This is a genomic window from Eisenbergiella tayi, assembly GCF_001881565.1.
Taxonomy (GTDB): domain Bacteria; phylum Bacillota; class Clostridia; order Lachnospirales; family Lachnospiraceae; genus Eisenbergiella; species Eisenbergiella tayi.
On record NZ_MPDJ01000004.1, the window covers coordinates 769,268 to 787,498 of the forward strand.

At 45.2% G+C, this 18,231-nt stretch carries 16 protein-coding genes; 1 reads left to right on the forward strand and 15 read right to left on the reverse strand.

Annotated elements, in window-relative coordinates; translation table 11 throughout:
• Positions 1 to 44: 44 nt before the first annotated feature.
• The 12 genes from BLA28_RS18035 to BLA28_RS18090 form a co-directional block, all read right to left on the reverse strand.
• Positions 45 to 626 carry a DJ-1/PfpI family protein gene (locus BLA28_RS18035; protein WP_069158388.1) on the reverse strand — a complete coding sequence of 194 codons (582 nt, stop codon included), beginning with the start codon at positions 624 to 626 and terminating at the stop codon, positions 45 to 47.
• A 55-nt stretch (positions 627 to 681) separates the two neighbouring features.
• The gene (locus BLA28_RS18040; protein ID WP_069158389.1) at positions 682 to 1,092 is read right to left on the reverse strand and encodes an MmcQ/YjbR family DNA-binding protein; all 411 of its coding nucleotides are present in this window, start codon (positions 1,090 to 1,092) and stop codon (positions 682 to 684) included.
• Between the two features lie 351 nt (positions 1,093 to 1,443).
• Positions 1,444 to 3,066: a chaperonin GroEL gene (groL, locus tag BLA28_RS18045; RefSeq protein ID WP_069158390.1), complete on the reverse strand. Its 1,623-nt coding sequence runs from the start codon at positions 3,064 to 3,066 to the stop codon at positions 1,444 to 1,446.
• Positions 3,067 to 3,107: 41 nt separating this feature from the next.
• Positions 3,108 to 3,395, reverse strand: a complete 288-nt coding sequence (locus BLA28_RS18050) for a co-chaperone GroES (protein ID WP_009250072.1) — start codon at positions 3,393 to 3,395, stop codon at positions 3,108 to 3,110.
• A 350-nt stretch (positions 3,396 to 3,745) separates the two neighbouring features.
• Positions 3,746 to 5,029 carry an L-cysteine desulfidase family protein gene (locus tag BLA28_RS18055; RefSeq protein ID WP_069158659.1) on the reverse strand — a complete coding sequence of 428 codons (1,284 nt, stop codon included), beginning with the start codon at positions 5,027 to 5,029 and terminating at the stop codon, positions 3,746 to 3,748.
• Positions 5,030 to 5,075: 46 nt separating this feature from the next.
• Positions 5,076 to 5,993, reverse strand: a complete 918-nt coding sequence (locus BLA28_RS18060; protein WP_069158391.1) for an aldo/keto reductase — start codon at positions 5,991 to 5,993, stop codon at positions 5,076 to 5,078.
• Entirely contained in the window at positions 5,990 to 7,345 is a 1,356-nt protein-coding gene (locus BLA28_RS18065; protein ID WP_069158392.1) for a M20/M25/M40 family metallo-hydrolase, read from the reverse strand. Before BLA28_RS18065 ends, BLA28_RS18060 begins: the two co-directional genes overlap by 4 nt.
• The gene (locus tag BLA28_RS18070; protein WP_069158393.1) at positions 7,336 to 8,907 is read right to left on the reverse strand and encodes a response regulator transcription factor; all 1,572 of its coding nucleotides are present in this window, start codon (positions 8,905 to 8,907) and stop codon (positions 7,336 to 7,338) included. The genes BLA28_RS18065 and BLA28_RS18070 overlap by 10 nt, the downstream gene beginning before the upstream one ends.
• A 23-nt stretch (positions 8,908 to 8,930) precedes the next feature.
• Positions 8,931 to 9,770: a carbohydrate ABC transporter permease gene (locus tag BLA28_RS18075; protein ID WP_069158394.1), complete on the reverse strand. Its 840-nt coding sequence runs from the start codon at positions 9,768 to 9,770 to the stop codon at positions 8,931 to 8,933.
• Complete coding sequence (locus tag BLA28_RS18080; protein WP_069158395.1) at positions 9,770 to 10,657, reverse strand: carbohydrate ABC transporter permease; 888 nt, start codon at positions 10,655 to 10,657, stop codon at positions 9,770 to 9,772. The genes BLA28_RS18075 and BLA28_RS18080 overlap by 1 nt, the downstream gene beginning before the upstream one ends.
• 79 nt (positions 10,658 to 10,736) lie before the next feature.
• Positions 10,737 to 12,065: an ABC transporter substrate-binding protein gene (locus BLA28_RS18085; protein ID WP_069158396.1), complete on the reverse strand. Its 1,329-nt coding sequence runs from the start codon at positions 12,063 to 12,065 to the stop codon at positions 10,737 to 10,739.
• A complete protein-coding gene (locus BLA28_RS18090; RefSeq protein WP_069158397.1) occupies positions 12,062 to 13,024 on the reverse strand; it encodes a uroporphyrinogen decarboxylase family protein in 963 nt (320 codons plus the stop codon). Before BLA28_RS18090 ends, BLA28_RS18085 begins: the two co-directional genes overlap by 4 nt.
• A 193-nt stretch (positions 13,025 to 13,217) precedes the next feature.
• Here BLA28_RS18090 and BLA28_RS18095 point away from each other — a divergent pair, with 193 nt between their 5' ends.
• On the forward strand, positions 13,218 to 15,134 hold the full coding sequence (locus BLA28_RS18095; RefSeq protein WP_069158398.1) for a sensor histidine kinase: 1,917 nt from the start codon (positions 13,218 to 13,220) through the stop codon (positions 15,132 to 15,134).
• A 125-nt stretch (positions 15,135 to 15,259) separates the two neighbouring features.
• Here the strand turns inward: BLA28_RS18095 and ltrA are convergent, their stop codons facing one another.
• The 3 genes from ltrA to BLA28_RS18110 all read right to left on the reverse strand — a co-directional run bounded on the left by ltrA (position 15,260) and on the right by BLA28_RS18110 (position 17,784).
• Positions 15,260 to 16,651: a group II intron reverse transcriptase/maturase gene (ltrA, locus tag BLA28_RS18100; protein WP_069158399.1), complete on the reverse strand. Its 1,392-nt coding sequence runs from the start codon at positions 16,649 to 16,651 to the stop codon at positions 15,260 to 15,262.
• Between the two features lie 52 nt (positions 16,652 to 16,703).
• The gene (locus tag BLA28_RS33835; protein WP_156156542.1) at positions 16,704 to 16,847 is read right to left on the reverse strand and encodes a hypothetical protein; all 144 of its coding nucleotides are present in this window, start codon (positions 16,845 to 16,847) and stop codon (positions 16,704 to 16,706) included.
• 319 nt (positions 16,848 to 17,166) lie between these two features.
• On the reverse strand, positions 17,167 to 17,784 hold the full coding sequence (locus BLA28_RS18110; RefSeq protein WP_069158400.1) for a hypothetical protein: 618 nt from the start codon (positions 17,782 to 17,784) through the stop codon (positions 17,167 to 17,169).
• Positions 17,785 to 18,231: the final 447 nt, after the last annotated feature.

The window sequence follows — 18,231 nt, forward strand, 5'->3', positions numbered from 1 at the left end:
CAGAAGCCTTAAGCTTTTTCATACTTCTATATTAACTATGAGGGTTACTGATATCCCATTGCTTTTTTTACTTCTGCAGCTTTTTCTGTTGATGTAAGTAATTCTAATAATCGAAATGCAACATCAGGTGCTGTCCGTGGACATGAAGAAGTTATTATATTATCATCCATGGCAAGCCACTCATCTCCAAGTATCACACCAAATTTTTCTAATTCTTTTCTTTTATATCCGCCGCGCAGATGATAAGTAGTCGCTTTTTTCTTATTTAAAATCCCGCTTTTGGCTAAAGGAAAGGCAGCAACACATACAGATGCTATAGGTTTATGCTGCGAGTAGAAAGAGCGGATTAAATTAAGTGTTTTATCATGATATGCTTCTGTATAAAAACCATATTCTTCAAACCCTCCGGGTATGGCCAAAGCATCATAATTATTCACATCCACATTATCTATTAAGATATCCGCTGTTATAGTTACCCCAAAGGTACTCAGAATTTTGGGATTAAATCCGCATATATCAACGTGAATATCACAATTGAAATCATCATGTGCCCAGCCCATGATATCAATAAACGGGCTGAATTCCATAGTTTCAAAAGCTTTTAAGCACAATAGCAGAATTTTCATTTTCTTCTCCCAAACCTTAAATTTGTCGTTTCAATGCAGCTGTTAAAAGAAGTCTCTATTTTTCCTGTATTTCCTGCTGCGCCTTTTTGCTTAACGATGAACGTACCAATTTATAAGAAGCATGCACAATATCAGTAAGTACTTCTTGCGGCACAGTACCATCAAGATATATTGTGCTCCAATGCAGCTTGTTCATGTAGTAGCCTGGCACGATGTCCTCATATTTGCTGCGCAGCATATCACTGAAGACGGGGTCCAGTTTCAAAGTGACAATAGGTCGTCCGTTTCTGTCATCTATGCCGATATAGGCATACATCTTGCCGCAAAGCAGATATTTGTATGCTTGCCATGCAGGTTGGAATTCTTTTTCTGTAGAGGGCTGTTTTTGCAGGCAGTCATACAACCATTGGTAATTTTTCATATTGTTCTCAGGCCATGGGGTTATGTTGTTTATTCTCTCTGCCATAATATATTTCCTTTCCAGGCTATGCTTAATTATTCCGGCATGTACCTAACATAGCGCCTTGCTGACTGGTATTGTAAATTATGCAATAATTCACTTTATCACCTAATTCTTTCACAGTAAAGATATTTCTAATATGGCGTGAGTTCTAATCATCCCGCTTTACACAGTAAGTCCAAATTATATCCATGAGCCTCCGGCAGCTGCACAAAGGGTTTATCCACAATACTGTCTTTTATCTATTGCCGGGCAAATACCGCTTTGGGGTCTTAACTTTCGGCTACACATAAAAACTGCGGCCGTTTTATTTCGGCCGCAGTCAATACAGTTCATTCTTTCATTATATGGTACTGATTACATCATTCCCATTCCGCCTGCTCCGGCAGGTGCTGCGGGAAGATCTTCCTTGATATCAGCAACAACAGATTCTGTTGTCAGCAATGTGGAAGCAACGCTTGTTGCATTCTGCAGTGCGCTTCTTGTAACCTTGGCGGGATCCAGGATTCCTGCATCTACCATGTTCACATACTCTTCTTTCAGAGCATCGAAGCCCATGCCTACTTCCATTTCTTTTACCTTGTTAATGATTACGCTGCCTTCCAGTCCTGCATTTGCAGCGATGTGGAACAGAGGTGCTTCCAGAGCCTTCAGAACGATTCTTGCACCGGTCTTCTCGTCTCCGTCCATATCTTCAGCCAGTTTGGCAACATCCTTGCAAGCATGGATGTAAGCGGAACCGCCGCCTGCGATAATACCTTCTTCCACAGCAGCTCTTGTAGCAGCCAGGGCATCTTCCATACGAAGCTTAGCTTCCTTCATTTCGGTTTCAGTTGCAGCGCCTACACGGATAACTGCTACGCCGCCTGCCAGCTTGGCAAGTCTTTCCTGAAGCTTCTCTCTATCGAAATCAGAGGTTGTTTCTTCGATCTGCTTCTTGATCTGGCCGATTCTTGCCTGGATTTCATCCTTGCTGCCTTCGCCGTCAACGATAACTGTATTTTCTTTCTGTACCTTAACGGATTTTGCACGTCCCAGATCGCTGAGCTGTGTTTCTTTCAGGTCAAGGCCCAGTTCTTCGCTGATTACCTTGCCGCCAGTAAGGATTGCGATATCCTGCAGCATTTCTTTTCTTCTGTCGCCGTAGCCGGGTGCCTTAACAGCTACAACATTGAAGGTTCCGCGCAGTTTATTTACAATCAGAGTGGTAAGAGCTTCGCCCTCAACATCCTCTGCAATGATTAACAGCTTGGCGCCGCTCTGTACAACCTGCTCCAGAAGAGGAAGGATCTCCTGAATATTGGAGATTTTCTTATCTGTAATGAGGATATAGGGGTTCTCCAGGTTTGCTTCCATTTTGTCCATGTCTGTGCACATATAAGCGGAAACATATCCTCTGTCGAACTGCATACCTTCTACCAGATCCAGTTCTGTCATCATGGTCTTGCTTTCTTCAATGGTAATAACACCATCTCCGGAAACCTTTTCCATAGCATCTGCAACCATGGTTCCCACTTCATCATCACCTGCAGAAATAGAAGCAACTCTTGCAATATGCTCCTTGCCGTTGATCTTGGAGCTCATCTTTGCGATAGCTTCTACTGCACATTCGGTAGCTTTCTTCATACCTTTTCTCAGGATAATGGGGTTAGCGCCTGCTGCCAGGTTCTTCATACCTTCATTAACCATTGCCTGAGCCAGTACGGTTGCAGTTGTGGTACCGTCACCTGCTACATCGTTTGTCTTGGTAGCAACTTCCTTAACCAGCTGTGCACCCATATTTTCAAAGGGATCTTCCAGTTCGATTTCCTTTGCAATGGTTACACCGTCGTTGGTGATAAGGGGTGCGCCGTAGGATTTGTCAAGTACTACGTTTCTTCCTTTCGGTCCAAGGGTTACTCTGACGGTATCTGCTAACTGATCTACTCCGGATTCCAGAGCCGCACGGGCCTCTGCTCCGTATTTAATTTCTTTTGCCATGATTTAAACGCCTCCTGATTATAAGTTTAGTTTTCTTTTTCTTATTCGATTACTGCAAGGATATCAGACTGCTTAACAATGATGAACTCCTGATCATCATCCAGTTTTACTTCTGTTCCGGCATATTTGGAATAAATAACCTTATCTCCGGCCTTTACTTCCATTTTAATTTCTTTGCCGTCAACCATTCCGCCAGGGCCTACTGCAATAACTTCTGCCTGCTGGGGTTTCTCCTTGTTCTGTCCGGGAAGAACGATTCCGGATTTTGTAGTCTCTTCCGCTTCTAACTGTTTTAAAACGATTCTGTCACCTAAAGGTACTAATTTCATAAAAATGCCTCCTTAATGAATTCTTTCTTACACCGGTATTTTTTGTTGTTAGCACTCATCTTTATTGAGTGCTAAACACTATACATATATTATGTTTTTGGGTTGTTTTATGCAACGCCCTTCACAAGACTAAATTTGTTTTTTACTCATAATATCTCTTTTTATCTCTCGTTTTCTTCCATTTTCTTAATTTCAGTGTTTTTTTATAAATAAATTATAAACAAATTCCGGTTTTTTCCATTTGTAATTCGCTGAAAAAGCAACTGCCGCAATGACAGTTGCCCTTTCATCATTTCCAGTTATGTATTTCCTTATTCCTCAAAAAATAGAAAGAAAGCCAAATTTTCCGGTTACGGTATTTTAGTCTGATCGATCATGATATTCAATATTGTCACATCCGTTTCCTTCATGCCTTCTCTGCCCACATAGCCCAGACTGCGTATTGTTCCTTCCACATCAGGCTGTACCAGGCCTTCTCCGGGCAGGAATCCGTGATCCTCATTTTCCAGAAAATGGGCCATGATGGCCGCGTCCACCGCAGAGGCGATTTTAGCGGCGCAGGAGGATTTGGCGCCGTCGCAGATCATACCGCCTATATTAGCGATTGTATTGACTATAGTGCGTGATATTTCTTCGTAGCCGCCTCCGTATAGATAGGTGATAGCCGCTCCGGCCCCGCAGGCGGCGCTCACCGCCCCGCAATAGGCGGACAGGCTGCCTATATATTTTTTCTGATGAATGGCTGTCAGATTGCTGACCACAAGGGCGCGGTACATTTTTTCTTCGGGAATTTTCCATTCCTTTGCAAATTCTATTACCGGAAGAGAACAGGTCATTCCCTGGTTCCCGCTTCCTGAATTGATGACAACGGGCAGGGAACAGCCATTCATTCTGGCATCGGATCCGGCGGCCGCCCTGGCGCGGGCCCTGACCTTTACGTCATTCCCGTAATTCTTCAGCAGCGTTCTCCCGACCTCGGCGCCGTAATGATTTTTGAGTCCTTCTTCTGATATGGCCGTATTCATCTCTATCTGCCTCCCGATAATATACCGGATATCCTCCAGCTTCACCTGCTGTGCAAAATCCAGAATATCCCTGATATTCAAGAGACTCTTATCCGCATGTACGCCCTGTTCTTTTTCCTCCGTATCCAGATGGAACAGAACCTTTTTATCCTTTTCTATATGGACGATCCTTGTATGCTTATCGGCAATAACCACTTCCGCTTCATGTGTATGTCCGGTCAGGTTCACCCGGATATAAAGCTTTTCCACCCCTTCCTCCAAAAAGCAGGTACAGAATCCCTTTTCAAGGAGTTCCTTTGCTTTTGCGATATCCTCATCTGTTACCTTTTCCAGTACCTCCAGTTCCCTGCCTGCATCGCCTCCGACCAGCCCAAGCAGGGCCGCCGCTTCTATGCCATGCATTCCCCCGGAATTAGGGACTGTTACGCTTTTTACATTTTTAATAATATTCCCGCTGCAATGGATCGCCATTTGTTCCGGAAATTCGCCCAGCACTTCTCTCGCTTTTGCCGCCGCAAAGGCAAGGGCTATTGGTTCTGTGCATCCCAAAGCCGGAACAAGCTCTTCCCGCAGGATTTCCAGATAATTCCCATAAATCGTATCATTCATTCCGTCTTCCCTGTCTTCCTTTTTATCTGCTGATTGTCTTCCCTGTCTACGGAAGGAGTTTTCCTGCAGCCAGATATAATTCATACCACTCTTCCCTTGTCAGACAGACATCCGACGCTTTACAGATGTCTTTAAGCCGCTGTCTGTTTGTCGTTCCCACAATAGCCTGAATATGCGCCGGATGTCTCAGTATCCAGGCAATCGCTATGGCATTGGGAGTCACATTATATTTCTCTGCCATACGTTCCATGACGCGGTTCAGTTCAGGGTATTTCTCACTTCCTATAAACACACCCTCAAACATCCCATACTGGAAAGGCGACCATGCCTGTATGGTGATACCCTTTAACCGGCAATACTCCAGAACGCTTCCATCCCTGTTGGCGCCGGCTTCGTTATGAATATTCACATTGATTCCGGAATCCATGATATCACAGTGGGCGATACTCAGCTGGAGCTGGTCAATCAGGATACGGCCGCCGCAGTATTGGTTCAGCAGTTCCATCTGCATGGAATTCTGGTTGCTCACGCCGAAGTATTTCACTTTCCCCGCTTTCTCCAAAGTTTCGAATGCTTCTGCCACCTCTTCCGGTTCCATCAGCGTATCCGGCCTGTGAAGGAGCAGGATATCAATATAATCCGTTTTAAGCCTTTTCAGGCTTTCATCCGCCGACCGGAGGATATGTTCTTTGGAAAAATCATAGCAGGTACCCGGATGTATGGCACATTTGGTCTGAAGTATCATCTTCTCCCGTAAAGACGGGGTTATGGCTTCGCCGAATGCGGCTTCGGCCTGACCGCCCGCATAAATATCCGCATGGTCAAAGAAATAGATGCCCTCTTCCATGGCCGTATCGATCAGGGCCCTGATTTCCTTCTCATTATCCAGCCCCGTAATCCTCATACATCCCAGACCGATTTCCGGCGCTTCTATTTTTCCGTTACCGATATTTATTTTTTTCATTTATTTGTCTCTCCTGTCATCCATAAATTCAATTTTTCAATTGCCTGAACATAGATACGTATCGCTTTCTGCAAATTTGCAATCGACTGTGCTTCATCGGCGCTGTGGCACCCGCCATGTCCTGCCGGGAGCTTCAGTTCCCGCATATCTGCACTCATTCCCGGGCCAAATGCAACCGCATGGGGAATCCTCCTGGCATAGGTTCCACCGCCCATTACGTATGGAAGCTTCCGCTCTTTTGTCTCTTCCTGATATGCTTCCATTAAAATCTGAATAAAAGAAAGGCCGGGTTCCAGATAAAAAGGGGGATCATCCTCTGTTTCTGTTATCCTGAAGCCTCCTTCTACTGCTGCCGTACGGACTTTTTCTATAATCTGAGCGCCGGAAAATGTTACCGGATACCGAATATCCAGCTGGAGAATTACCGCCCCTTCCCGGCTGCGGATCAGGCCGCAGTTACAGGTAAGTCTGCCGGACAGCGAGTCTTCACAGGCTATCCCCAGCCCGATGCCATATCCGTCCGTACATATTTTTCCCAGGAACTCCGCCATTTTATATTCTTTCTCTCCCAAAGGATATGTCATCAGCTGTTCTGCCAATAACTTAACGGCATTTTCCGTCCCTTCCGGAAAGGCTGCATGTCCGCTGATTCCTTCCGCTTCTATAGATACAAGCTCACCGTCATGCTCCAGCACTGCCGCCGCATGGGCAGGCACACTGTTCACTGCCGTTCCTCCGGATATGTCCTTTATTCTCTCCATTATTTTTTCCGTTCTGAGGGCAATCCGGCAGATGCCCTTCTCCCCGCAGCATACCGGGAAGCCGCAGTCTGCCACAAAGGACCAGTCCGGAGCTCTGCGCTGTGTTACATACCAGCCGGCATCCTCCATTCCGCATTCCTCTTCGCAGCCGAGTATCTGGCTGAACCGTACTTTTGCCGGCATCCCCTGCTCCTTCAGATAACGGAGTGCATATAAGACTGCGACAGCCGGTCCCTTGTTATCCTGCGTGCCGCGTCCGATCAGGAAATCGCCCTGTCTTTGACAGGCAAAGGGCGGATATGTCCAGCCCTCTCCCGCGGGCACAATATCCAGATGGTTCCAGATCCCAATTTCTCTTTCCGCTTCCCCCAGACTGATCCGTCCGCAGCGGCCGCCGATCATTTCTGTTTCCAATCCATAATTCTTTCCCAGCTCCAGCATTTTCTCCAATGCCCGAAAGCATTCCTCTCCGCACGGCGTACTGCCGCCTTTGACCGATACGCTGGGTATTTCAACCAGAGCCGTTATATCTTGAATAAACTCCTGTTCATGCAGTGCAATCCACTCATCCAGGGTATTTTTCACGCGCATCCCCCTCCTTCACACTCCGTTGTGCTTTGCTGTTCTCCGGGGCTGTTTTCCCACTTCATGGAATCCCGGTATTTTTTCGGGGTCATTCCATAATCCTTTTTAAATACTCTTATAAACTGGGAGGTATCGTTGTAACCGGACATTGACGCCACTTCCGTAATGGACAGCTTTCTGTTTTCCAAAAGCTTCCCCGCATTCTGCATCCTGATCTGTCTGAGATAGCAGGAATAGCTGATTCCTTTTTTTTCCACAAACAAATGGCTCAGATAATCCTGGTTCATAAACAAAACCTTCTCCGCCAGTTCCTTCACCGTTACTTCCTGGTCAAAATGCTGCTGCGCATATTCCGCCATTGTCTCCACGATGTCCTTATGCTTCCCGTTCTCCGGTGCATCCAGCATCGTGCATATATTCCTGCCGATGCGGATCAGGAAGTCCCGCATATCCTCAATACTGTCAAACTGAAGAACTGAGGTCCGGCCTTTGGTCATCCCCTCCTTATTCACTCCGCCTTCCCCGAGCGTCTGCCTGTATATGACCAGAAACTGCGACAGAAGCAGTTCCAGGCATTCCATGCTGATACTTCCGGTTTTTTTGATATCTGCAAAAACATTCTCAATGACCATTTCCGTTTTTCTTGTATTCCTGCATTTCAAAGCCTCTTTCAGCAGATCCTCTTCTTTTTTGGGAAGATAGTATTTGTATTCCCCTTCTTCTGCAGGCTGAGCGGAAAGCAGCAGTCTTTCTTTGCCGTATACCTTATATTTGCAGGTCTTTAAAGCCTCGTCATATGCCTGATGTACCTCTTTGGCATCCGTATGCAGAGCGCTCACTCCGATATATACGTCATAGCCTTCCTCCTGCAGGAGCCGGAGTATCCTTCGGTGAAAAAAACTGTTTTCATGACACAGATTGACAACCAGCGTCCACAGATCATTTTCCGTCTCCAGGAACCGGAATTCCATCCAGAACTCCCCTCCGTACAGCTTTTCTATTTCCGTCAGAAATCTGCCCTTATCAGGCCGGCATTCCCCCGCAAAATAGATAACCGATATCTGATATTCGCGGAATATCTTCTTAAACATTCTTTCTTCCACAAAATTGGAAAAATCTTCTCTTCTGATGCAGTCAGCAATATATTGTGTCACCATATCCCGCCCGGTCATCAGCGCTTCTTTTTTCTCCGTCACCTTGCGTTTCAGAAACTTATCAAGGCAGCTTCCCAGATTCACCGCATTGATTGGCTTCAATAGATAATCGGACGCGCCGTATGTCAAAGCCTCCCGTGCATATTCAAAATCCGAATATGCGCTGAGGATTACCACCTGTGTATTCTCATCTTTCTCACGTATCGCTTTCAGCAGCTCCAGCCCGTCCATTCTGGGCATGCGGATGTCGGTCATCACCAATTCCGGCGAATACTGTATATATAATTGGTACGCCTCTTTTCCGTTTGACGCCTGCAGAACCCGGAAGCTTTCCTGCTTATCATATTCCCGGATTTGTTTGAGCAGCGAATCCAGAGCATACTTCTCATCTTCAACCACCAGTATTGTAATCAACCGAAATCCCCCTTTTAGAATAATCAGCCCTTCACACTGCCCGCCGTCAGTCCTTTGATAATATACTTCTGTCCCAGGCAATAAATAATAAGCATGGGCAGCATGGACAGCAGGTATGCCGTGAACGCCATCGTATAGTTAAAAGAATACTCCGTCTTGAAATTATATTGAAACAGGGGAAGCGTCCATATATTCTGTGAACGGTTCAGAATCATCAGCGGAAGCATGAAGTCATTCCATATCCACAGCGCATCCATAATCAAAAGTGTGGCTATCATCGGCTTTACCAGCGGCAGCACAATTTTGACATAAGTCTGAAAAACACTGCAGCCGTCAATATATGCAGACTCTTCGATTTCATAGGGAAGCCCTCTGATATAATTTACAAAAAGGAATACCCCCTGTGTCAGGCTGAATGCCGAATACAGAATAATTAAGCCCGTATGATTCAGCATATTCAGCTTTGTCATCATTTTGGTTACCGGAAGCATAATCACCTGTGACGGGATGAATAATCCCATCAGGAGGTAATAATATATGGATTTATAATATCTCTTCTCAAAATTCCTGGCAATTGAAAAGGAAACGGAAGGGACAAAAGTCAGTATCAGCAGTACCGATACAACGGATATTTTGAAGGAATTCTTCAGGAATATCCAGTAATTGCTGTTGGTAAATAACTCCTTGAAATTTCCGAAATTGAGTCCGGAGGGAAGGGCAAAGAAATTCTTTCCCGCTTCGTCCAGTGTCTTAAAGGAATTAATAAGTACAAGGTATAAAGGGAATAAAATCAATACAAGTCCGCATGCCAGCAGGATATCACGTAATATTTTCCATCCCAGGGCTTCTTTTATCTTTCCCATCAGTCCCCACCTCCTCTGCTGGTAAGCTTCAGCTGTGTCAGTGAAAAAACAGCCACAACAAGAAACAGTAAGCATGCCTCTGCATTAGCTACTGAAAATCTCAGGTTCTTAAAAGCATCATTATAAATCAAAATTCCAATTACCTCGGTGGAACGTACCGGTCCTCCTCCCGTAAGCGCAAACGGGAAATCAAAGGAAGTGAAGCCCTGTTTGATCGTAAGCACCAGATTAACCGTAACCGTAGGCAGCAGAAACGGCATCGTTATGTAACGGAACCGCTGAAAAGCCGTCGCCCCGTCTATTTTGGCGGATTCGAACTGTTCCTCCGGTATCTGCTGAAGTCCGGCAATAAAAATCACGGTAGGCAGCGCAACCGCCTGCCAGATCTGTACGAAAACCACCGCCGGCAAAGCCGTTTTCCCCGTCATCAGAAGGCTCTGCGACATCCATTTGATTCCGAGCAGCTGCCCGATAACAGGAACCACTCTGTAATAAAGCTGATCCCAGATAAGAGCGATGGTCACTCCGCCGATCATAGCCGGAATGAAAAAAATAGATTTCGTAAAGGTTTTGAAGCGCTTCAGGGAATTCAGCGAAATGGCCAGCGCAAGCGACGTGAGGATAACCCCTGTCACAAGCAGGATGCTGTAGCATACCGTCGTTTTCATGGAATTCCAGAAATTCGGATTTCTCAGCAGAGACGCATAATTCTTAAATCCTACAAAATGGAACTCCTGTGACATTCCGTCCCAGTCCGTAAAGCTGTATCGAACGCCATTTATCACCGAAACCACATAGAAAAACGAATACAGCAGAACCGGAATAATTGTGAATCCGAAATAAATATATTTTCCGGATAATCCGGATGATTTCTTCTTTTTATACATTTTTTACTTACTCAGCCCTTTCCGGAAATTTTAAAAATGGCGGAAGCTGTGAAGACCTCCGCCATATTGAGTCCCTCTGCTATTCTGCTGATGTAACGGCTATGGAAGCGTCCATATTTTTAAGAACGGCGTCCACATCTTTGTCAGCCCAGAAGCCCTGAACCACATTATACAAGTCCGTAATAACATTATTGTTGATAGTAGAAGCCATCCAGTCATGAGTCTGACCGGCATTGATCATATCGGTCATGGGCGAAATCCCTTCATCGTCATTTTCCACACCGTTGATACAGGAAGGAGCGCCGTCACTGTTGCAGAACAGCTGGGCGTTTTCCGGCTCCGCCAGAAACGCAAGGAATTTATAAGCTGCCGCTTTCTCTTCATCACTTGCCTTTGCGGATATACAGATTGCCGCATCGATTCCCGATAAAACATGGGTGGTTTCCTTCGTGTCATTCGGAAGAGGAAATACCCCTAATCTGATATCCGGATTGCTGGCCTGTAATGTCCCTCTCGCATAGGAGCCGGTAACACACATGGCATATTCGCCGTTTACAAACTTTTCCCAGCAGGCTGTGTCAGACAGGGCGAGAGCATCTTCATTCGCGTAAGAAAGCAGAACCGACATTTTATCAAAGGCACTCACAAATTCAGGATCTCCTTCCAGCTTCGCTTCTCCCTGCGCCGCCTTTCCGATTGTCTCCACACCGTTTGGCGCCCATGCCACGGTTGTACACTGGAAGGTATGTCCCACTCTTCCCGGATCCTTTCCGAATAAACCGACGGGTGTAATCCCTGCCGCCTTCACGGTATCGCACAGCTTAACAAAATCATCCCATGTCTCCGGAATTTCCAGGTTATTCTCTTCGAAAATATCCATGTTATAAAAGACGCCCATATAGTTACGGCTGTATGGCAGCGCGTAATAACCGCCGTCTTCCTGTTTTGTCATTTCCAGGGAAGATTCATTTACATTTTTCAGGAAGTCCTGTCCTGATAAATCCTGTACATATCCATTTGCCACCTTCTGCCTGAACTGCTGCTGTGTGGGATAATCGGAAAAAATGACGGGAATATCACCGGACGAAATCCGGGAAGTCAAAACAGTCCCCGCATCCGGAACCGTATTCATTTCGATCCTGATATCCGGATTGGCTGCATTGAATTTATCAATGATTGCCTGATATCCCTTCTGCGGTCCCTCTTCACCCTTCTGCTGGAAGAATTCAATTGTCATTACATCTCCCGATGGAGCCTGCGCTTCCTGGGTTCCTTCTGGAGTACTTTCTGTTTTTCCTGCTGATGATTCCGCCGCAGGAGCGTTCGTCTCTCCGGTCTTGCCGCCGCAGCCGGCTAAACTCATTGCCGTCAATGCGGCGCATAATACCAATGCCCATTTTCTTCTCATTTCTGTTCCTCCCTTGTTAAATAATTGTGCGCCGTATCCACGGCCTCTTTTATATAATCAAGACGGATATCCTTTCCCTGAATCGTGCAGTCCGCCCCAATCATAATCCCTGTTGTCCCGAATTCATCCAGGATCCCCTCAACCTCTTTCCTGATATTTTCCGCCGGCCCTCTCAGGATGTTTCCTTTGTTATCCATGCCGCCCAGTAACTTTGCGTTGAATATGGCTTTTCCGTCCGTCAAGCTTAAATGATTGTCCTTTACCGACCAGTTCACCAAATCTCCCGGATAATCCGCAAACCATTCTGGATGCGTACGGAATTCATATTCCGGTTCTCCGCAGATATGGAGAATGTTATACTTGTTTTCTCTTTCCTGCGCCACCTGAAGGATCTGAAGATCAAAAGGCTTTACCAGCCGTTCCCACTCGTCTTTGGAGAATCTGCCTTCTTCACCGAACTGTGCCGAATAATAGATTCCGTCCGCTCCCGCGTCCAGAAATCCTTCCGCCCATTTCTGCAGGCCGTCCGCAATTCTCTTAATTCCCGCTTCCACGGCCTCCGGCGCTTCCTTACTGTAACGCATGAGAACTTCATCTCCAAAAGCAATGGATGCCGCTTTAAACGGGCCGAACATGGTCTGGAACAAAAGGACATCATCTCCTGCCTGTTTTCTGATTCCCTTAATCACGGCCGCAAGCTTGCAGAATTCCTCCGATGAAGTATCCTTAACGCTTACCTCATACCAGTCTTCTTTATTTCTTATCTCCCCGACGATCGGATACATATAATCCTGCATGATTTTAATGATATCCATCCCTGTTTCGCGATAAAGCTTCATATGTGCATCAACCATCTCTTCCACGGTATATTCCGGTTTGTAATGAAACCAGAAACCCGCCGGGACATAATCCACTTTTTCACCTTTCATTACCGCAATGACTCTTTCCGCTTTATTCATATCTTTGTGTCTCCTCCTTTTCTGAAACTGTTTTGATTATAAGAAAATAACAGACAAAAAAATAGAATTTATCTTAGGATAAATATGGAAATTTACCGAGGGAATCAGGAAATGTTTGAAGGGATCTTATATTTTGGATAACCAGGATATGCTATACTTGTAAAACAAATCAGCAGAAGGGAGAAACTAATTTATGCACCATTATACGGCGAACTTATCCTACCGGGTTCAGATATTCCTGTACTCATTACTGCTCATAATCATTCCCACCACCTTGCTCAGCATTTCTGCCGCGACAAAAAATGCCTCTGAGATCGCTGCGGAGTACAGTAATTCCATGATTACTATATTATCCCAGGCCAGCCTCACTCTTGATATGCTTTTGGAGGATGCTGCCAAGATCGCGGATATGCCGCTTCTGAGCGATGATATAAGAAGGGCGATGGTCACTAATTATCAGTCCGACTATCTGTCCTATGCCCAGGATTCCACCATGTTCCGCTACCTTTTCAAACAGACGAACCGGCTAAACAGCAATCTTGTCACCTGTGTATTTGAAAACCGTTACGACTATGTTTTTGATTACAATATCATCAATGCCAGCCAGCAGAAGCAGATTATGGAAACCATAAACCAAACGCATACGCTTGCCGCCGAGTCCCCTAATCATACCTATTACGCCCCTCTGCAGCGTTCTTCCTATGCAAGCTCTTCCAAAAGCGTCCTTCCCATGATTAAAATACTTTATGACGGTTACGATTTTAAGGAAATCGGAGTCTGTTATGCCGAATTCGATTTCAAACCTGTTGAAAAAATACTGCTGTCCGCCCATACCTCGGAAAATACACTGATGATCTATAATACGATGAACCAGCTGACGTTTTCGACCGATGAAGGCCTTTATTCCGCTTCGGCAGAAAACACAGAACTTTTACATACGCTTACCGACTTTACCCGGAGCCTTCCCTCCGATGGTTCCATTGTCACCAGAAAAATCACTCTGGGAAATACAACGTACTTAATAAATGGATGCATTAACCAGACAACCAAGTGGTATTTGCTGCAGTTTGCAGATAATCAGCTTCTTACTCAGGTTTACCGGAAAAATTTCTTCAGCCATTCCGGTATTTTTATACTCAGCCTTATCCTGGGGCTGATACTCGCTGTCCTGATTTCGGGTAAGCTGACCAATTCCATTTCCCGTTTATGTATGGAAATCGATTCTATGGAATTAAACTCCATGGAACTAAATTCTATGGAACTAAGCTCCCCGAAACTAAATGCGTCCAAAGCAGTACCCGTTCCGGACCAGGGTAAAGGAACCATCGATCTGTCGGTCTGCGGTTCCAACAAAGAACTGCGCAAACTGGTCTCCAGCTTTAACCAGCTCAATCAGCGCCTTGTGAGCAGCCTTCAGCAAAACTATCAGATTCAGCTCGACGAACAGAAAATGAGGAATCAGATGCTTCAGTTTCAGATCAATCATCATTTCCTCTACAATACCCTGAATGTTATAAAGTCGCTCGCTGATATCCATAATATCCCCGAAATTGAGAAAATCGCCGTCTGCATGTCGGATCTGCTCCGTTATAACCTGGAAAAATTCCCAATCGCACATTTGGAGGAAGAACTGCAGCAGGTGAACAGATATCTGACCATACAGAATATTCGTTTTCCGGGAAAATTTATATTCGACTGTAATATTCCCGGCGAATTTATGAATCTGCAGATCCCTGCCTTTATCCTGCAGCCTCTCGTTGAAAACAGTATTGAACACGGCTTTTCCTGTATGGAAAGCAACTGTTATATCAGCATCAGCTGCAATCTGGACGACTCAGGCCTTCATCTGCTGGTCGCAGACAACGGCTGCGGCATTCCTGAAAATATTCTGGCGGATATCAGAAAGGAACTGTCAGAAGGAACGCTGCCACGCACTGCTTCTTCGGCTTCCCGGAGTCCGGAGTACAAACATCATTCCATAGGCCTCCGGAATATCCACCAGCGGCTGCTGAGCCATTATGGGAAAGGGGTTGGCTTTTGTATAGAAAGCATGCCCGGAGAAGGGACTATTATTGATATTACCATCCCTTATACCCGGATATCCGGGTAGGCTGTATTTTCAATATTATCGGGATGCAGACTGCTGCCGCACTCAGCAAAAATGATCGAGTAGGAGGGAGTGATTAACTCCCGTCCTCTCACACCACCGTGCGTACCGTTCGGTACACGGCGGTTTCAACAGTTGACGTGCACAGACTGATAGGCTGTGGCTAAATCATAGAAACCACTGTTTATCAGTCTTTCTTTTGTCATTGCCAGATTCACTGCTACCGTATGTGTCGTAAACCAATAACCTCTTCGGCTGTTCCCTGCTTGATATGCCAATTCTTCCGGTACTCCCATTTTCAGCAGATTCTTCACCTTCGTTTTCGGTTTCTTCCATTGTTTCCATATACACATGCGGATTCTGTGATATAGCCATTTGTTGAGTTCCTCTATTCGCTTTTTCATATCTGCAATTCCATAATAGTTCAGCCAGCCTCGCATATACACCTTTATCTTTTCCAACGAAGGACGTATGCTCTGAACAGACCTTCGGGAACTAAGTTCTTTCAGTTTTGACTTCATTTTCTTCCATGACTTCCCATGAACTCGGACATAGATGCCCTTTCCGTTCTTTCCCAATGTGAAGCCAAGGAACTTAAAATTTCGGATTGCATATACACTTACTACACGGCTTTTCTTCTGGTTCACTTTCAGTTTCAGCGTCCCTTCCAGATACTTCGTGCTTGTTTCCAGTAGTCTCTTTGCGGCTCTCTCACTTTTGGCTAACAATACGATATCATCCGCATAGCGTACAAAAGCCACTCCCCGTTTCTCATACTCCTGGTCGAACTCATTCAGATAAACATTCGCCAGCAACGGTGATATATTTCCTCCCTGCGGCGAACCCTCCTCTGTCTCCATGACTACACCGTTTTCCATGACACCGCTCTTCAGGTATCTCTTTATCCATTGGATAACCCTTTCATCCTTTACTTCCCTGCGCAGGATATTTAAAAGCAGTTCATGATTCAGAGTATCAAAGTATTTTGACAAGTCCAATGCTACTGCATGCGTGTATCCCTGTTCTGCATACTCTTTTACCTTTAAAACGGCATCCTTTGCGCTTCTTCCCGGACGGTACCCATAGCTATTCTTCGAGAACAGCGGCTCATATATTGGCATTAGCTGCTGCCCTATAGCTTGCTGAAATATGCGGTCTTTTATTGTTGGAATGCCAAGCTTTCGCACTCCTCCCTCTGGCTTGGGAATCTCTACTCGTCTTACTGGGTCGGGGCTGTATTTTCCCCTTTTGATTCTCTCTATCAGTTCCTTTTGATTTTCCCTTAGGTAGTTACCGGCCTCCTCTACGGTCATTCCGTCGATTCCCGGCGCTCCCTTATTTGCCTTTACCCTCTTAAAAGCTCTGTTCAGGTTGTCCTTGTCCAGTATCTTCTCCAAGAGTTCCGGCTGTGCACTGTCCCTTTCCTTCCATATCCGACGGAAAGAACGGTGCGCTCTCACATACCCTTCACGTTCCGCGCTGTCTCTCTGTGAGCAGCTATCTTTGTTTTCTGTACCCAATGTTCTTTCCCCCTTTCCCGGTTGTACTGAAGACTCCTGTTGATTCGGTCCTTCATCTCGAATGGAACCCGTTCCATTTGACTACTACGACCTCGGCTGACTTCTGTACGTTCAGCACTATCTCACGATAATGGTTATCCCTTTCAGGACATTCCGCACAGACCTCCCCGGGTACCACACGTTTCTTTCTCTCCATCCATCTGCCACATCTACCATGCATGATTCCGTGTGGTTATTGGGCTTCAACTTGTATGGCAGTCTTGCCCTCATGCATGGCCTCATGTGATTTCTGTTCGTCAGACCAGAGATTTGCCCGTTGGTTAGTATGTTCCCAACATCCAGCTTCCTTCAGATTCCACCTCACGATGGACACCCTTGCTTTCGGCTATATCCTTCCCACCACCGGGCGGATTCCGGACTTGCACCGGTTAGAAACGTGCGCCGCCGGGCGCACCATACAAAAGGCCATTACCAATATCTGACTGCTCAGATTGGCAATGGCCTTTTCAGGTCTGTTAATCTTCAAAAGAATCTATATGGCGATAAACTGCTGCTGCGGGGCAAATCAAGGTTAATTCCGTATATTCTCTCTTTGTCTGACGAATTTGTAAAATCCATAATGGCACTAATGGTTTACTCCCCATTAGATCAGTAAATACCTTTTCTAATTTGCCGGCTTGCTCAAGTTCAGTATATGCCTGGCCCTGCCAGGCTATTTCCGTACTGCTTTTTGATTTATGCGCAGGTTCATAATTCTCTGCCAAACAGGCCTCCAATACGTCTAAATCAATCAAATCCGCAAAAGAAATTTGCAAAACAGATAATCCTAATTGCTGTCCGTCAGCAATTTCCTGCTGCCAAAAATACAAATCTGCTGTTGCTTTGTAACCATAGAGTGTATAACCTTCAACAGTATACACATGAAATTCACAGCCTCCCATTTCCTCTTCTTTGTATTTTTTATCCTCAAGCTTTATTCCTAATAATTCTTCTGTCTCAGATTTTTGAGCACCAAACAGCATAGGACTTTTGTTATGCTTTATTTCCTTTGTCTTTTCGCATGCGCAAAATATGATACTTCCTAAAAAACAAATAATCAGGCTGCAGATTGTCTTTTTATGTATTTTTTTCATAATTATTACCAACCCTTCTTATGAAAACAGTTAATTTATTTCATACCCTGTATCTAAAAAAACGCCTTCTTATTTATAATTATATTATACCAAACTTAAGAGGTCAGCCCAACGGGAAAATACGGGATGCCGTATCTATCTCAATAGAAATCATATAACAAAATAGATACAATTCTTGTAGTATTTCGACAACACTTTCCACTTTATTATATAAAAGCTTATATTTGCTCTAATCCCACTATCTTTATTCTGTTTTCGTGTTTCCGTTCCGCGGCAAATAAGTCACTGTCTGAGGAATACCTTATACAAATTGCTTTACAGGGAATAAATAAGGGGCTGTCGGTTAATACCAATTTTTAACCTCTGACAGCCAGTAAGGAGACAATCCCATAGAATCCGGGCTTTTTTTAAGCCGGAATTCTCTATGGGACTGTCTCCTCCTTTTTG